This is a genomic window from Corynebacterium sp. NML130628 (assembly GCF_001875665.1).
Taxonomy (GTDB): Bacteria; Actinomycetota; Actinomycetes; order Mycobacteriales; family Mycobacteriaceae; genus Corynebacterium.
The window spans coordinates 330,767-347,274 of sequence record NZ_MLAL01000016.1; the positions used below are offsets into that span (position 1 = coordinate 330,767).

14 protein-coding genes are annotated in these 16,508 nt (G+C 55.6%); 4 read left to right on the plus strand and 10 right to left on the minus strand.

Features of this window, described 5'->3' with window-relative positions:
- Window positions 1–47: 47 nt before the first annotated feature.
- The 5 genes from pgl to tkt all read right to left on the minus strand — a co-directional run bounded on the left by pgl (window position 48) and on the right by tkt (window position 6,555).
- Complete coding sequence (gene pgl / locus BJP07_RS04555; protein ID WP_071566265.1) at window positions 48–776, minus strand: 6-phosphogluconolactonase; 729 nt, start codon at window positions 774–776, stop codon at window positions 48–50.
- Window positions 777–801: 25 nt separating this feature from the next.
- Complete coding sequence (locus BJP07_RS04560) at window positions 802–1,680, minus strand: glucose-6-phosphate dehydrogenase assembly protein OpcA (RefSeq protein WP_369822312.1); 879 nt, start codon at window positions 1,678–1,680, stop codon at window positions 802–804.
- A gap of 68 nt (window positions 1,681–1,748) precedes the next feature.
- The gene (zwf, locus tag BJP07_RS04565) at window positions 1,749–3,287 is read right to left on the minus strand and encodes a glucose-6-phosphate dehydrogenase (protein ID WP_071566267.1); all 1,539 of its coding nucleotides are present in this window, start codon (window positions 3,285–3,287) and stop codon (window positions 1,749–1,751) included.
- Window positions 3,288–3,299: 12 nt separating this feature from the next.
- A complete protein-coding gene (gene tal / locus BJP07_RS04570) occupies window positions 3,300–4,385 on the minus strand; it encodes a transaldolase (RefSeq protein WP_071566268.1) in 1,086 nt (361 codons plus the stop codon).
- A 67-nt stretch (window positions 4,386–4,452) separates the two neighbouring features.
- Window positions 4,453–6,555 carry a transketolase gene (gene tkt / locus BJP07_RS04575; RefSeq protein ID WP_071566269.1) on the minus strand — a complete coding sequence of 701 codons (2,103 nt, stop codon included), beginning with the start codon at window positions 6,553–6,555 and terminating at the stop codon, window positions 4,453–4,455.
- Window positions 6,556–6,830: 275 nt separating this feature from the next.
- Between tkt and BJP07_RS04580 the strand changes: the two genes are divergently transcribed.
- Window positions 6,831–7,796 carry a heme o synthase gene (locus BJP07_RS04580; protein ID WP_369822313.1) on the plus strand — a complete coding sequence of 322 codons (966 nt, stop codon included), beginning with the start codon at window positions 6,831–6,833 and terminating at the stop codon, window positions 7,794–7,796.
- Here BJP07_RS04580 and BJP07_RS04585 read toward each other — a convergent pair.
- From BJP07_RS04585 to mptB, 5 genes are all read right to left on the minus strand, one after another.
- Window positions 7,793–8,644 (minus strand): hypothetical protein, encoded by an 852-nt coding sequence (locus tag BJP07_RS04585; protein WP_071566270.1) that lies wholly within the window; start codon window positions 8,642–8,644, stop codon window positions 7,793–7,795. The genes BJP07_RS04580 and BJP07_RS04585 overlap by 4 nt on opposite strands.
- Window positions 8,645–8,678: 34 nt before the next feature.
- On the minus strand, window positions 8,679–9,620 hold the full coding sequence (locus tag BJP07_RS04590) for a heme A synthase (protein ID WP_071566271.1): 942 nt from the start codon (window positions 9,618–9,620) through the stop codon (window positions 8,679–8,681).
- Between the two features lie 70 nt (window positions 9,621–9,690).
- Window positions 9,691–10,452: an ABC transporter permease gene (locus tag BJP07_RS04595; RefSeq protein ID WP_255365920.1), complete on the minus strand. Its 762-nt coding sequence runs from the start codon at window positions 10,450–10,452 to the stop codon at window positions 9,691–9,693.
- A gap of 2 nt (window positions 10,453–10,454) precedes the next feature.
- Window positions 10,455–11,387 (minus strand): ABC transporter ATP-binding protein, encoded by a 933-nt coding sequence (locus BJP07_RS04600; RefSeq protein ID WP_071566272.1) that lies wholly within the window; start codon window positions 11,385–11,387, stop codon window positions 10,455–10,457.
- Between the two features lie 6 nt (window positions 11,388–11,393).
- Complete coding sequence (gene mptB, locus BJP07_RS04605) at window positions 11,394–13,043, minus strand: polyprenol phosphomannose-dependent alpha 1,6 mannosyltransferase MptB (protein ID WP_143109660.1); 1,650 nt, start codon at window positions 13,041–13,043, stop codon at window positions 11,394–11,396.
- A 127-nt stretch (window positions 13,044–13,170) separates the two neighbouring features.
- On the opposite strand from mptB, the gene BJP07_RS04610 reads away from it, so the two are divergent.
- Genes BJP07_RS04610 through sufD form a run of 3 tightly spaced genes read left to right on the plus strand, consistent with a single transcriptional unit; the run spans window position 13,171 to window position 16,501 of the window.
- Window positions 13,171–13,878 carry a metalloregulator ArsR/SmtB family transcription factor gene (locus tag BJP07_RS04610; protein WP_071566273.1) on the plus strand — a complete coding sequence of 236 codons (708 nt, stop codon included), beginning with the start codon at window positions 13,171–13,173 and terminating at the stop codon, window positions 13,876–13,878.
- A complete protein-coding gene (sufB, locus tag BJP07_RS04615; protein WP_071566274.1) occupies window positions 13,878–15,323 on the plus strand; it encodes a Fe-S cluster assembly protein SufB in 1,446 nt (481 codons plus the stop codon). Before BJP07_RS04610 ends, sufB begins: the two co-directional genes overlap by 1 nt.
- A 5-nt stretch (window positions 15,324–15,328) precedes the next feature.
- Complete coding sequence (sufD, locus tag BJP07_RS04620; protein ID WP_071566275.1) at window positions 15,329–16,501, plus strand: Fe-S cluster assembly protein SufD; 1,173 nt, start codon at window positions 15,329–15,331, stop codon at window positions 16,499–16,501.
- The last annotated feature ends 7 nt before the right edge of the window (window positions 16,502–16,508 follow it).

Consider the following 16,508-nt stretch of genomic DNA (forward strand, 5'->3'; position numbering starts at 1 on the left):
AGCATAAAGCTCGAGGAGGCCTTTCGTCACGTATTGTTCAATTCAGTTTAACGTGGCGCCGCGTCCTCGGTAACCCACAAAATAGTGGTATCCTTGCCGACGGCGCCTGCCGCTGGCCAATCGAGGAAGTCCGCCCGTTCGGAAACAGCGGTAGCTGCTCCTGCTTTTTCTGCTCCTGACACGAGCAACCAGACGTGCTGTGCCTGTCGCACTGCAGGAAGGGTCAAAGAAATTCGCTCAGCTGGCGGCTTCGGAGAATCCGTGACCTGGACGACCAAGGCGTCTTTCTCCTTCACAGCAAAAGTGTGAGGGAACAGCGAGTTGATATGTCCTTCGCCACCCATTCCAAGCAAATGGAGGTCAAACCCTTCTGGCGCCTCGACGTTCAGAAGAGCCGAGTAGCGAGAAACGGCTTCTTCCATTGCTCCACCGTTCAAACCATACCCAAAAATATTTCCTTCAGGGATTGCTATGTGGTCAAGCAACGCCTTTCGAGCCTGACCTTCGTTGGAATCCTCATGGTCAACAGGGACGTTGCGTTCGTCGCCGAAGAATACTTTCACCCTGGACCAGTCGATATCAGCGGTTGCCAGCTTCGCAAGGAACCGTATGCCTGCAGTGCCGCCGGTCAGCACAATTCGCGCAGTCCCATCACCATTGACACCACCGGTAGGAGAGCTGTGGATCCCTGAAATAAACGCCTGGAACGCTGCAGCGGAGGCGTCGATAAGCTTGTCCAGGTCTGCAAATGTTTTGGTCGTTAGTGGATTGTTCATCCGCTGAACCTCTTTCGTCATGAAGCTATGGAAGGCGGTGTAACAACGCCCGAGCATACATGGCATCGGGATCAAGGTGCCGAAGCTCTTCAGCGAGGCACTCTGCATCTGAACGAGCGCTCAATGCCACAAAGGCATCAGGGTAGCCGGGGACAGAGACCCGTACTGTGTGCTCATCGACGGCCTGGACCTGCACGGAGTCGTCACCGCAGCTGAGCGCAAGGCGTTGGATCGGCGAGCCCGGGATGGCCTCGCTTTCATTAACCGCTTCAATCGTCACGTCAACACCAAAACATGCATTCAACCATGCAGCGGCAATACTGACACTTGGATGCTCAGCAACGCCGCTGAGAGAAATCGTGCGGGGCATATGTTTGTAACGGTCAAATGCCGAAGCAACGACGCCTCGCCAAGGCGTGATCTTAGACCACATCATGTCTGAGTCACCAGGGACGTATACTTTCGCCAATTGGTCAACGCACTCGGCGCCCATTGTCCGCCATGCATTCGTGATCCGCCGGTGCGCGATATTACCGAGCTCTGCTTCAGCGGGAACGTCCGGCACCGTTGTAGGCCACCACGCAACAATCGGCGTGTCCGGCAAAAGCAGGGGTGTTACGACGGCATCAAGGTGTTTCGTGAGCTCACCGTGCAATGTCATGACCACCATCTCGGAAGCCCCGGCGTCAGCAGCCACGATCACCTCAGCGTCCATCCAAGTGCGCCTGCTGTGTCTGTCAAGCAATAAAACGATGACTCGAGCAGGATGCTCCATCGTCGCGCCTCGAACGGTTTCCAAGATCGACGCAACGTCATCCTCAGCGTGTGCAGCGACCAAGAGCGTGAGCACGCGCCCAGTTGCGAGCGAATAGTTCTCGCGAGCTTCTAAAAGTGCTGTAGACACATCGCGGGTGGTTGTGTCAGGAAGAGTGACTATCAAGGGTTAAGCCTCACGTTCGTAGATTGCACACATTATGGACGCCGCCACTGACGGCCGTCCTTAGCCAGCATCCTGTCTGCTGATGCGGGCCCCCAGGTGCCCGCGCGGTACTCGTCGGGGTGACCATGCGACTCCCAGTATTCAAGAATCGGGTCGAGGATCTCCCAGCTTCGTTCGACTTCCGCGTTGGTTGGGAACAAACTGGACTCATCGAGAAGGGCGTCAAGAATGAGCCGCTCGTACGCTTCCGGAGATTGCTCAGTGAAAGCCTCAGCATAGGAAAAGTCCATGTTGACGTCCCGCACTTCAAACGCGGTTCCTGGTACCTTCGATCCAAACCGCATAAGTACACCCTCATCTGGCTGCACACGGATCACCACGGCGTTATTGGTGAGAAGATTTGTTTGGTCGTTCTCGAAAGGCTGGTAGGGGGGTCGTTTAAACACGAGCGCGATCTCGGTCACACGACGCCCAAGACGTTTTCCAGTTCGCAGGTAGAAAGGGACACCAGCCCAGCGACGAGAGTTAATTTCCAACGTGCACGCAGCGTAAGTTTCGGTTGCAGAATTGGGGTCAAACCCAGCCTCTTCTCGCAACCCAATGACGTGCTCAGATCCTTGCCAACCCGAGACATACTGACCACGGGCGGTAGTTTCATCGAATGGCTCCACTGGAGTTGTGGCTCGAAGAACCTTGAGCTTCTCCGCACGCAAGCGGCCAGGGGAGAACGAGGTTGGCTCCTCCATAGCAATGAGCGCGAGCAGCTGGATCAAATGGTTTTGAATGACGTCGCGAGCAGCGCCAATCCCGTCGTAGTAACCAGCACGACCACCTAGCCCAATGTCCTCAGCCATGGTGATTTGCACATGGTCGATGTAGTGGGAGTTCCAGACCGGTTCAAACATTTGATTCGCGAAGCGCAGCGCCATGATGTTCTGCACGGTTTCTTTACCGAGGTAGTGGTCAATTCGGAATACAGAACGCTCGGGGAATACAGAATTGACGACCTGGTTGAGGTGCTTCGCGGACTCCAAATCATGTCCAAATGGCTTCTCGATAATGACGCGACGCCAGCCATCGTGTTGAGCCTGCGCCATTCCGCTGCGATCGAGTTGATGGACAACGCTTGAAAAATGCTCGGGCGGCACCGACAAGTAAAAGGCCCAGTTACCGTTCGTTCCGCGCGTCTCATCGGTCGAGCGAAGGGTGTCGGCCAATGCATCGAAGGCGGCATCGTCGTTAAAAGAGCCTGAAACGAACTGCATGCCTTCCGCGAGGCGATCCCAAACGTTCGCATTGAACGTGGTGCGGGACGTTGCCTCGACTGCTTCACGCACGTAGTCTTCAAAAACCTGTTTCGACCAGTTACGGCGTCCGAACCCGATGAGAGCAAAGCCCGGTGGGAGGAGACCTCGGTTGGCGAGGTCATAGATCGCTGGCAGGAGCTTCTTCCGCGCTAGATCCCCGGTTACACCGAAGATCACCATCCCAGACGGACCCGCAATGCGGGGAAGCCGCTTATCCTCAGGGGACCGAAGCGGGTTCACCCAATGCGTGCTCTCGTCACTCACTTGTACTCCTTTTTATTGCAGCTTTTCCGCCATGGAATCTAGCAATTCTTGCCACGCATCAACAAACTTATCGACGCCCTCCTGCTCGAGTACTCTCACAACATCAGATAGGTCTACACCCGCGGCGGCCATGGCATTGAAAATTCGCTCTGCTTCGTCACCGCTGGCGGAGAGTGTATCGCCGTGAAGACTGTCGCTGGCCAGCGTGGCGTCGATAGTCCCTTCTGGCATGGTGTTCACTGTCTTGGGGCCAGCTAGCTCTGACACGTACAGTGTCGCAGGGTATGCGGGGTTCTTTACACCGGTGGAAGCCCACAGTGGTCGCTGTACGTTCGCGCCGGTCGGGAGATCCTCCAGTGAATCGAACTCCTCAAGGAATAGACGGTATGCAAGCTGGGCATTTGCGACGCCAGCCTTACCTCGCATCTCGAGTGCCTGTGCCGTTGCAATCTCCTCAAGACGGGCATCTACTTCGGTATCCATGCGGGAGACGAAGAATGAGGCCACCGAATGGATCTTCGACACATCATGCCCATTAGCCGCTGCCTGGCGAATGCCTTCTTTGTAGGCGCGAATCACGTGTCGGTATCGCTCTACAGAAAAGATCAGCGTGACATTCACTGAAATACCTTCTGCAAGCGCGGCTGTGACTGCAGGCAACGACGCATCCGTGGCCGGAATCTTAATCATTGCATTCGGCTTCCCAACTTTCGCCCACAGCTCTTTCGCCTGTGCGATCGTCTTTGCCTCGTCGTGTGCGTAGCGAGGATCGACTTCAATAGAGACTCGACCATCGACGCCTTCCGTTGTCTCAAAGACGTCCTGGAAGATTTCGCACGCGTCACGAACGTCGTCAATGCTCATGGCATAGACGGCTTCGTCAGCGGTTGCGTTCGAAGCTTTCAGCTGTTGAATTTGCTCATCATAAGCGCTGCCGCTGGACATCGCAGAGGCAAAAATTGCCGGGTTGGTGGTGACACCAACGATTGATTTGTCGCGCTTAACGGCTTCTAGATTGCCAGACGCAATGCGGTCACGTGAAAGGTCATCAAGCCAGGTGGATGTGCCAAGTTCGCGAAGTTTGTCAATGGTGTTCATGATCTAGGTCCTTCCTAAAAAATTGCCTGGTCGAGCCCTCGATGGCTTGACCAGGACAACCTCGTTGCTACTGCTTCACTGCTGCCAGGGAGGCCCGCCCGGCTGCTGCTACGTTTTCGACTGTAAACCCAAAGCGTTCAAAAAGCTCGGGGCCGGGGGCGGATGCCCCGAAGTGCTCCAGGGATACGCACTGGCCTGCATCGCCAACGAAACGGTGCCACGGCATTGCAAGTCCGGCTTCTACAGAGACTCGCGCACGAACCGCGGCAGGTAGCACCGACTCGATGTACTCAGGCGACTGCTGCGTAAACCATTCGATACAAGGCACCGAAACAACACGTGTACCGACGCCCTCAGCCTCTAGCGTCTTCGCAGCACCGACTGCCAGCTGCACCTCTGAGCCCGACGCCATCAGAATCAGGTCAGGCGTTGGCGTAGAGGATTCCACCAAGACATAGGCTCCACGAGCGACGCCCTCAAAGGCTTTTTCTTTCGTCCCTTGAAGCACTGGGAGATTCTGGCGAGACAGCGCAAGAGCCTTCGGCATTGGCTTGGCCTCTAGTGCGGCTTTCCACGCTGCAGAAGTCTCATTGGCATCTGCCGGGCGGATGACAGCCATGTCCGGAATAGCACGAAGCGCTGTGAGCGTCTCGACTGGCTGGTGGGTCGGTCCATCCTCGCCCAAGCCAATCGAATCGTGCGTGAATACGTAGTAGCCGTCAATCCCCGAAAGCGCTGCAACGCGAATGGCTGGGTACAGGTACTCCGAGAAAATCAGGAACGTACCGCCGTAGACGCGGGTATTGCCGTGCAATGCGATACCGTTCATGATCGCGCCCATCGCGTGCTCGCGAATCCCGAAGTGCAAGTTGCGGCCGTAAGGCTCGGCGGTAAACATCTCGGTGGAGATCGACTCCGGACCGAAAGATGCAGCCCCCTTGATGAGGGTGTTGTTTGAACCAGCGAGGTCCGCAGAGCCTCCCCATAATTCCGGTAGCGCCTTAGCTGCCTCCTGGATGACGGCTTCGGAGGCCTTACGCGTCGCAAGACCCTTTTCGTCCGCATCCCAAGCAGGGAAGTCCTGCGCCCAGTTCGATGGAAGTTCTCGAGCGGTCAGACGGTCAAAGAGCGCCTTCTGCTCAGGGTTCTTCTTAGCCCATGTGGCGAACTTATCGTCCCATTGCGCGCGTTTCGCCGCGCCACGCTCCTGAAGCTTCCGGGTGTGGCTAATAACGGTCTTTTCCTCAGGGAAGTGAGTCTCCGGATCGAAACCGAGAATCTTTTTGACCGCTGCGATTTCTTCCGCACCCAGCGCAGCGCCGTGCACTGCACCTGTGTTTTGCAGCGTCGGAGCTGGAAAACCAATGACGGTCTTCACCTGAATGATTGTCGGACGGTGAGTATCAGCCTGGGCTTCCTTCACCGTATTCTCAATTGCGACGACGTCTTCGCCGGACTCAACAGTCAGCGTTTGCCAGCCATAGGCTTCGTAGCGCTTCATGACGTCTTCGGTGAAGGCGATCTGGGTATCGTCCTCGATCGAAATTCGATTGTCGTCCCAGAACACAATCAGGTTTCCGAGTTGCTGAGTGCCCGCCAGTGATGAAGCTTCTGAGGTGACGCCTTCTTGGAGGCATCCATCTCCGGCGATGACGTAAATGAAGTGGTCGAATGGCGACTCACCAGCTGGAGCCTCCGGATCAAGCAGGCCACGCTCTCTGCGAGCGGCCATTGCCATACCAACTGCCGACGCGAGCCCTTGACCGAGCGGACCCGTGGTGATTTCTACATGGTCGGTGTGGTTGTACTCAGGATGACCTGGTGTTTTGGCACCCCACGTTCGCAACTGCTGCAGGTCTTCAAGTTCGAGGCCCAAGCCTCCCAGGTACAGCTGGACGTATTGCGTGAGCGAGGAGTGCCCGTTCGACAACACAAACCGGTCACGGCCGGCCCAGTGCGGATCGGCAGGATCTACATTCATGACACGCTGGTACAGGGTGTAGGCAAGGGGAGCAAGCGACATGGCGGTTCCCGGGTGCCCAGAGCCGCAGTTTTCTACAGCGTCCGCCGCGAGGATTCGGGCTGTATCAACTGCCCGCGTATCCACGTCGGTCCAGTCTTCAGGATAGTTACGTACAGTTTTTGCTTGAAGTTCAGCTGAAAGCGTCACAGAATCCTCGATTCATGTTATGGAAACAGAACAGGACTAAGCCTAGTGTAAAAATCCTCTTATGGTGGTGACACGCATCTACGCGATGCGTGCTACTGCCTCGTATGCTCAAATGGAATCCCCGGGTGTAGATGTGGCGTTAATTCTGACAAATGAGTGAGCGGAGGCTAACATCTCCGGGAGGGCTAAAGCATACGAAAGCTGAAAAGATCTTCACACACTGTGGTGCGGTACCATTTCAGTCGAAGCACTCGACGCCCAAACGCGAACCAGAGTTGCGTCAAAGTTCAAGCCGGGCGGTTGAAATTCAATGTGGAGGAGAAGTATTGGAGACCATCAAGGCATACTTCGCGCTGACGAAGCCGAGGGTCATTGAACTTCTTCTGGTGGCGGCAATTCCAGCAATACTGCAAGCAGACCGTGGCACAGTTCACGTGTGGCTTATCCTCGCGACATTGTTCGGGGGGTGGATGGGTGCCGGCGCGGCGAACGCGTTTAACATGGTTGCCGACTATGACATCGATCAGAAAATGGGGCGCACACGCGCCCGTCCACTCGTCCGCGCCAAAGTAACCAAACAAAAGGCCGCGGTCTTTGCGTGGACGCTTCTAATTGCGAGCGTGCTCTGGCTAGGGCTGCTATGCAAGTCGTGGCTCGCCGCGTTTTTCATCATCCTGACGAATTTCTTCTACATTTACGTCTACACCAAGTGGCTGAAGCGCCGGACTTGGCAAAACGTCATCTGGGGTGGAGCCGCGGGCTGTATGCCTGTAATGGTCGGATGGGCAGCGATCAGGGACAACGTCACCGATGGCTCTAAGGATGCCTGGTGGCAAGCGATCGTCATGTTCATGATCATCTTCTTCTGGACGCCACCCCACACATGGGCGCTCGCGATGAAGTATCGCGCAGATTATGCCCGCGCCAACGTCCCGATGCTGCCAGTAGTCGCCTCTCCAGCGGAGACAACGCGCCAGATCCTTATTTACTCCTGGTGGACCGTTGGCGTATCTCTGCTCTTGGTTCCTGCCACGTCGTGGATTTATCTCGTGACCGCGCTGGTCTCAGGCGCTTTGTTCCTAGCGGTTGCCACGCAACTACACGCTGGGGTGAAGCGTGGGGAAAAGGTGAAACCACTGAAGCTATTCATCCTTTCCAACAACTACTTGGCCGCGCTGTTCTTAGGCCTTTCCGTTGATGCGGTCCTGGGTTGGACGCCACTGTTTACGTCGTTCTTCTAGTGCGAACACCCGCGAACATGAATAGCTGCAAGTCTTGACTGGTGAGGCGGTGCTGCGCTTTCGTGTGACAACGGGTCGGCCTCGTCTAACGACTCCAGCAGCTCGACTGGGGGTTGCCACCGGACGTCTTCAAGCATCCGAGTGACGGCCTGCGCGTGCTTTCGGAACTCGTTCGTATCCACTCGTATCGACGCCAAGTCTTCGTAAAAGCACGTACGTGCAGAGCTGCGCCCAACATCGCGCGCGAATCCGCTGTCAAGCGCACTCTGTGAGATCATCATGGCGTCCACTCCGATGCCATCGTTCAGTGCCATGATCTCAGAAACAGATCTCACGTCGTTTCCGAACACAGCTGTGGCGCCGGCGCTTCGCGCTGCGCGTTGCCCTTCTGAGGTACCAGAAACGGCATACACAATGACATCCCGCTTACGAGCGAGCGCGATGGCGTAAAGCCCGATAGGGGAGTTTGCTTCAGTAACGACGATCGCTTCGCCCTGTACGAGATCAAGCAACTCAAATAGCGCATAATCGGCTGCGATCCCTGGCCGTAGCATTGAGGCAGCCACCTGTGGAGGTATAGCATCCGATACCGCCACCACCCGGTTTCGGTCCACAACTACGTGTTCAGCGATGAGCCCAGGAGCTTCGCTCCACGCCACCATGGTCTCCGGCGCCACCTCATCTAGCGGGTCCATCACGACACGTCCACACCCCTGGTTACCCGGGGAGGCGTCGTCAAGAAAAACCCCAGCGTAGAGAACTTCGACTAGAAGCTCACTCTCGCTGGGGCGTGGGGAAGCGACGTCAATGCAACGCGCGTGCTGCGCGTGTACATCAATCGCTTTCATACTTCAACAGGCTACATGGTGTCTGTACACAACGTTATAGCAACTCTCGACGCACAGCGTGTGCGTACAAGAACGCAGTGAAAGCTACGACTAGAGACGAGAGGCCAATGTGAATAGGAATCGTCCAGCGGGGGACTCCCATGTAGTACTGGCTCAAACCTACTGCCCACTGAACCACGATCAGCCCAAGGAGTATCCAGGATGTTTTTTGTGCTGCATGTGGCGCTTTCGCCTTACGCAGCTTGAAGAACGTGATCACCGTAAAACCGAGGTATACGTACATGCAAGCTGCATGCACATACGCCAGTAACGCTGTGTCGATTGCAAGGCGACCTTCCATACCCACACTCGCATCGCCTGAGTGGGGGCCTGAACCCGTGACCATCGTTCCGGTTATAAGCACGCAGCTCAACGCAACAGCAGCGATCACTGCGATCGTGCGTATACGCTTCGGGTAGCAAGCCTCAGGAGGTGTCGACTCGTCTTCAGCCAGCCGCATGTAGAGTACCGCTGCGACCCACACGAGCACCATTGATGGCAAGAAGTGGACAGCGACCGCCCACCACTGCAAGTCAAGGCGCACTGAGATTCCACCTATCACCGCCTGCACAACAACACCAGCGAGCGAGAACCACGCCAGAGACTTCACCGGCTTCCCTCGACGGGCTTGGTACACCGCCCACAGCACAGCTATTGCAGCTGCAGCAACCACGAAAGTGAGTAGCCGGTTACCGAACTCGATCGTCTGATGTATCCAAGGCGCAGCGCCAGCCACGGGGACGAGCGAACCTTCATGGCACAGTGGCCATGTATTGCACCCGAGACCCGAGCCTGTCACACGGACAAGGGAGCCAGTGACGGTGATTCCTCCCTGGCACAGCAACAGGACCATTGCTAGTGTTCGTTGCAACTTAAGTGTGGGAGGGTGTTTACCGTCCCGACGCGCTACCGGTGTATCGGTCTGCTCTAGAGTCATGAATATTCCTTGGCATTATCAAACATGTTTGAGTATTCAGACTGCCAGCTTAGTCGATGGGCGCAAACGCCTAATCATCAAATCGGAAGAAGCGAACGCTCGCACTGACACCAACGACGAACCATGCCAATAAGCTAAGCAGCGCGGGTACGTTCGCCGTCAGCGCGAGGGCGTCTGAAATGCCCGCGGCAAGGGATACCGTTGGAACCAGATTCCACCACCCGGCATGGCTGAGGTCACCCGAGTAGACGACCCATCCAACGATGCCCATCATGATCACCCACAACAAGTTTGAGATGGCCAGGACCATCTCCGAGTTGAGGGAGCCCCCCATCAGCAGCCCCAATGAGGTGAAGCAGGCTACCCCCAAAAACAAAACGCAAGCACCAAGTACCGCACCAATAAGCGAGGGGCGCCAACCAAGGAATGCTGCCACCGCCCCCAGCACGGCGATTTGAACGCATACCATTGACACCACACCGAGAATCTTTCCCACGATGACTGTCCACGGTGGCACTCCTGAAGCGCCCGCTCGCTTCAGCGCTCCGTATCTGCGATCGAAAGCAAGCGAGATTGCCTGTCCGGTAAACCCAGAACTTGTAGCGGCAACGGCGAATACCATCGGCACTAACGTGTCAAGGCTGTAATCATCCCCAAAAATACGCAAATACACCGATGCAATGAGGAGCGCCGCTGGGATAAATATGCTGAGCACCAATTGCTCACCATGGCGAAGCATCAACTTGCTTTCAATGCCCCCTTGGGCGCTTGCCATTGCTATTTTTGAGGACCGCTGTGGGGCGGGTGTAAAGGTTCCTGCCTTGATGTGCACCGCTAGCTCCTTAGTTCCTTACCAGTGATCGTCAAAAACACTTCTTCCAAATTCATATGGCTGACCTGCATATCTCTAATCAGTACAGACTGTTTGAGTGCTTCCTGGACTATCCATGCAACGAGTTCGGGCGAAACCGTGCCACGAACTACGTAACGCAGCGGACGAACCTGCGAGATGGTTGCCTCAAGTTGGAGCTGCACTGCATTCCTCTCGATCGCATCCAGATCCAGTGGCTGCGCTGTGCCGAAGGAGACCTGCGCCTCGAAAGATCCACTAGTCAGATCAGTCGGTGTTCCCTCCGCGACAACCTTTCCGTGATCCATAATCACGATGTTGTCAGCGAGTGACTCTGCCTCGTCCATGAGGTGGGTGGTTAAGACGATGGTCGTACCGTCGCGTTTCAGAGCTGAAACAATGTCCCACACAGCATTGCGGGACTGTGCATCCATCCCAGCGGTTGGCTCGTCGAGGAATACAAGTTCAGGTCGCCCGATGAGTGCTAGCGCTAGGGACAAGCGTTGTTTTTGGCCGCCAGAGAGGCGTCGATACGTCGTATTAGCCACTCCTTCGAGCCCCAGGAGCTCCATGAGCCACTGCGGATCGTGGGGATTCGCGTTGTATGAAGCCGACAAATTCAGCATTTCTCGAACTTTAACTCCCGAATAGGACCCGCCACCCTGCAGCATGATCCCAATCCGGTCCCGTACGCGTTGAGGGTGCGTCGCGGGATTCTCACCCAGCACAGTAATGGTTCCGGAAGTAGGCCGCGTAAACCCCTCGCACATTTCTATGGTTGTGGTCTTGCCGGCCCCATTCGGACCGAGCAGGGCCAGCACGGTACCTTGCTTAGCTGAAAACGACGCTCCATCGACCGCTGTAACTGCCCCAAAAGTCTTCTTCACATTATCAACTGAGAGAACAGGCACGTTCATGGATAGCTAGTTTAGCTTGCTTGCGCCGGAGCGTCGGTACCACAGAAACGCAATAGCAAGAAAAGCTGTAAAGCAGCAGGCCGCGACACCATAGATCGTGAAAACCGTTTTTGCCTGAAGGCCAAGCCCACGTGGTAACACTAAAAAGCTAAACGCGGCCGAATACACCGCAACGCCTGCACGGAAAAAGAACCTGTTCGCCCACGCGGCAAGGGGATAAATCGCCCACAACGGGTACCAGGGATGGACGACGGGGAAAAAGATAACAAGCACAAGCGTTGCGACGCCAAGACCACCCGCAGGATGGATGGCACCCCGCAACGTGGCCCAAAGCAAACGAATGAGAAAAGCCACCGCGATCGCAATCCCTATGCCACGGGTGACAATGAGTATTGCATCGATATGATCTCCAAGGCCTAAGAGCATCCCGACGAAACCGCTGACCACGCCGACGTCTGTCGATACCGAAAGCCAGCTTCTAATCGACGCAGCACCGCCTTGTCCAGTGACCCATCCGAGACTGATACCAGTTACGACAGAAACAGCGGCTATCGTTAATAGGAGCATAATAGTCTGAAACGCAATCGCGATGCCCAGAGCCGGAGCCTTTCGTTGGCGTTGCGCAAGCACTCGAGCGATTGCCATCCCAATAAACCCGAGACCGATAAAGCCCGTCACTTTCACGAGCCCGCCACAGGTAATGCAAATCGCGGAAAGAGTCAGGCAGCCCCACGCCTGCCCCGAGCTGATGACCCTCAGTAGGTCGATTCCACGTAGGCCTAGCTCGAATCCGACCAGTACAAATCCGAGCATGATCGCCTCGTTATGAATACCGCCGATGAGATGAAGGATTGTAAGCGGATTCAAGATCCCGAGCCACAGAGCGGCGGTTCCGGGAACTCCGCAGCGACGGGCAATCTTACGGATGCCCCACGCTGCTGCTAATACACCACCGAGCGAAACAAGACGGTGAGCAATAACCCCGAGAACAATCGAGTCCGCAGTCATACTCGAAATAGCCGCCGCGATGCCTAATGCGACAGGGCCGTAGGGGCTCGGCGAATGCGCCCAAATAAAAGGAACGGAGCGTGCTAGGTGGTGCTCTGTTCCCAGCAGTTCGACCGGGCCGGCGGAATAAGGATCAAGGCCAAAGCGGACAATGGCACCGTTCGCTAAATAAGAGTAGATGTCTTGTGTGAAAAGGGGGGCGGTGATCAGCAAGGGCACTACCCAAGCCACAAACGTTCGCATGAGAAGCGACGTCGATACCCGTGGTCGGTGGCCGCTTACCCCCACGAATGGACCCATGCAGAGCCAAGCAGTGACAAGCAGGCCCACGCCGAACAAGACGATCGAGGACGAGGCGTGCATCATTCGGCCAAGGAACGCACCACCGGGTAGTGAGAACCACGGGTTGTCGACAACTGGCAAAGCCCCGCCGCCGAGGCCACCTAAACCGATGAGAAGCGTGCCAACCAATCCAAGCCAGCGACAGAGCGCGAATCGGTTCTGCTCTGCGTAATTGGTTGACCGAAAGTCCTGGCTCCGCCACACTTCTTGCGAAGAACGGTGAAGCCCCGCCGATCGTGAACCAGGTTTACCGATGCGAGGAACTGCATCGAACAATGACCGAAACGGTGAATCCTGGAACAGCACAGGCAAGATTGTAGCCGAACTATCGAGCTAAACGTGCACAATGAATTAGGACACAGTAGTGTTGTGTAAAGCCGGTCGGTAGACAGCCAGTCGGTTGGAAAGTCAGAGATCAAAGCGAGGTGAATGAGTGTTGAACCAAGCGCGGTCGGTTGATGGCGGTACCAGGAAGCGAGTGATGTCTCTTCTTCTGAAGTACGGACCTGTGACCGCATCAACACTCGGTGAGCGAACAGGGATATCCGCCGCAGGTATTCGGCGACACTTAGATAAACTCGCCGAAGCTCGACTCGTAGAGACGTGTGAGCCATTGCCGGTTGCTGGGGAGGAAACTCCTCGTGGCCGTCCCGCAAAACATTACTGTTTGACAGAAGAGGGCCGCAACAGTTTCGGCAGCAACTATGAAGAAATGGCGCTGGAAGCGATCGAAACTATCGAGGCACTTGGCGGTCCAGAAGCCGTTAAAGAGTTCGCCAAAGCCAGAATAGAAAGAATCGTCGAAGGTGTTGAGTCCATATCGGAAGATTCAACCGGAGACGAGGTCGTATCCGTCGTTGCGGAACTCGTGTCCGTGTTAGAGCGTCACGGATATGTCGCTTCAGTCACTCAAGCAGGCGGAGGGATTCAAATCTGCCAGCACCACTGCCCGGTATCGCAAGTGGCTTCTGCACATCCAGAGATTTGTGAAGCCGAGCAAGAGATGATCGCTGCGATTGTGGGACGACATATTCAGCCACTCGCCTCTATCACTGAGGGAAACGGCGTCTGTACAACGAACATCCCGCTTACTGCTGTTCACGGGCCGAAATATAACGTATCTGAAAGGAGCGGAAAATAATGACAAAAGCTAATCCCGCACCCGGTTTAGAGAAACCAATGAACGACGATGAAATTATCGAGTCGATCGGTAGCTACAACTACGGCTGGCATGACCCAGATACTGCGGGGCAGGCAGCTAAGCGTGGCCTGAACACCGAAGTTGTCAAGGAAATCTCAGGCATTAAGGAAGAGCCAGAGTGGATGCTGGAACAGCGTCTAAAGGCGTTGGACATCTTCGAAAAGAAACCATTGCCTACGTGGGGTGCGGACCTTAGTGGCATCGATTTCGATAACATTAAGTACTACGTGCGCTCTACCGAGCAACCTGCTACGAGCTGGGAAGACCTACCGGAGGACATCAAGAACACCTACGACAAGCTGGGCATCCCTGAGGCAGAGAAACAGCGACTTGTTGCAGGCGTTGCCGCACAGTACGAATCCGAAGTTGTTTATCACCAAATCCGTGAAGACCTCGAAAAGAAGGGCGTCATCTTCGTTGATACAGACACCGCACTCCGCGAGCACGAGGACCTGTTCAAGGAATACTTCGGGTCAGTAATTCCAGCCGGCGACAACAAGTTCTCGGCGCTGAACACATCTGTTTGGTCCGGAGGTTCGTTTATTTACGTTCCACCAGGCGTTCACGTTGATATCCCGCTCCAGGCGTACTTCCGCATTAACACCGAGAACATGGGACAGTTCGAGCGCACACTGATCATCGTTGATGAGGATGCATATGTGCACTACGTTGAGGGTTGCACGGCTCCAATTTACAAGTCGGATTCGTTGCACTCCGCAGTCGTCGAAATCATCGTTAAGAAGGGTGGCCGCTGCCGATACACCACCATCCAAAACTGGTCGAACAACGTGTATAACCTTGTGACGAAGCGTGCTAAAGCCGAGGAAGGCGCGGTAATGGAATGGGTCGATGGCAACATCGGCTCGAAGGTCACGATGAAGTACCCGGCAGTGTGGATGACTGGTGAGCATGCGCGAGGCGAGGTACTTTCCGTTGCGTTCGCTGGTGAAGGGCAGTTCCAGGACACCGGTGCCAAAATGACACATATGGCGCCTCACACATCGAGCTCTATCGTTTCGAAATCAGTTGCACGCGGTGGTGGCCGTGCCGCCTACCGTGGACTTGTCCAGATCAACGCAAACGCGCATAACTCTGCATCAAACGTAGAATGTGATGCACTGCTTGTCGACGATATTTCTCGCTCAGACACCTACCCTTATAACGATATTAGGAACGATCGGGTCACCCTCGGACACGAAGCAAAGGTGTCCAAAGTCTCCGAAGAGCAGCTGTTTTACCTGATGTCCCGCGGCATTGCTGAAGAAGAAGCCATGGCGATGATTGTTCGTGGCTTCGTCGAACCTATTGCCAAGGAGCTCCCGATGGAATACGCCCTGGAACTCAACCGTCTGATCGAACTGCAAATGGAAGGATCGGTGGGCTAATCACCATGACTTCAACGATTAATCCCGTATCGAATGCGACTCCCCACAACAACAAGGGGGACCTGTTTTCCTCGTTCAGCGTAGAGGATTTTCCCGTTCCACGCGGTCGCGACGAAGTTTGGCGGTTTATTCCGCTTCGCCGCATTCGTGGTTTGCACACCGGAGAGTTCTCGCAGCAAGCGACCGCTAAGATTACGATCGATGCTCCAAATGAGGTGGTCGTCGAGGAACTAGACGCAACTGACGAGCGACTTAAGGTAGCGGGCGCACCTGTAGATCGAGTTGCAGCACAAGCATGGTCCAATGCGAAGGCGGGCACTTTGATTACTGTGCCTGAGAACAGTAAATTGTCGACCCCTATCACCGTTACCGTCACTGGAGCAGGCACAGACCTGACATCATTTGCGACGATCCTCTTCGAGGTTGGAACGCACGCAGAGGCAGACATCGTAGTCAAGTATGGTGGCACCGGTGTTCACGCAGACAATGTGAACTGGCATATCGGTGAAGGTGCCCATGTGCGTGCGGTGGTAGACACCGACTGGGACTTGGATGCAGTCCACATCGGCCAGCAGTCCATCTTGATGGAACGCGACGCGGTGCTGCGCCACAACGTCGCTGCGTTTGGTGGCGAAATCGTGCGCCTCACCCCTCGAGTCAAGTTTGCGGCTCCAGGTGCAGACGTCGAACTCAACGGTGTGTACTTTGCTGACGCTGGCCAGTACATCGAAAACCGCATGCTTGTCGACCACAGCGTCCCGAACTGTCGCTCGAACGTGCTGTACAAGGGCGCACTGCAAGGTGACAAGGCATCAAACCTGCCAGAGGCACGAACCTGCTGGGTCGGCGATGTGCTAATTCGGGCGGGCGCGCACGGGACAGACACGTATGAAACGAACCGAAACCTGGTGTTGACGGATGGTGCCCGCGCTGACGCGATTCCAAACCTCGAAATCGAGACCGGTGAAATTGCCGGGGCTGGCCACGCAGCTACCGTAGGCCGCTTCGACGACGAGCAAGTATTCTATTTGCGGTCCAGGGGCATCCCAGAGGATGAAGCAACGCGTCTGATTATTCGTGGCTTCTTCAACGAAGTTCTCAACCAGATCCCACTCGAAGACCTCCGTGAAGAACTCGTTGCACGAGTCGCCGGAGAGCTCGAGCAAACGAACCAGTAATACGAAA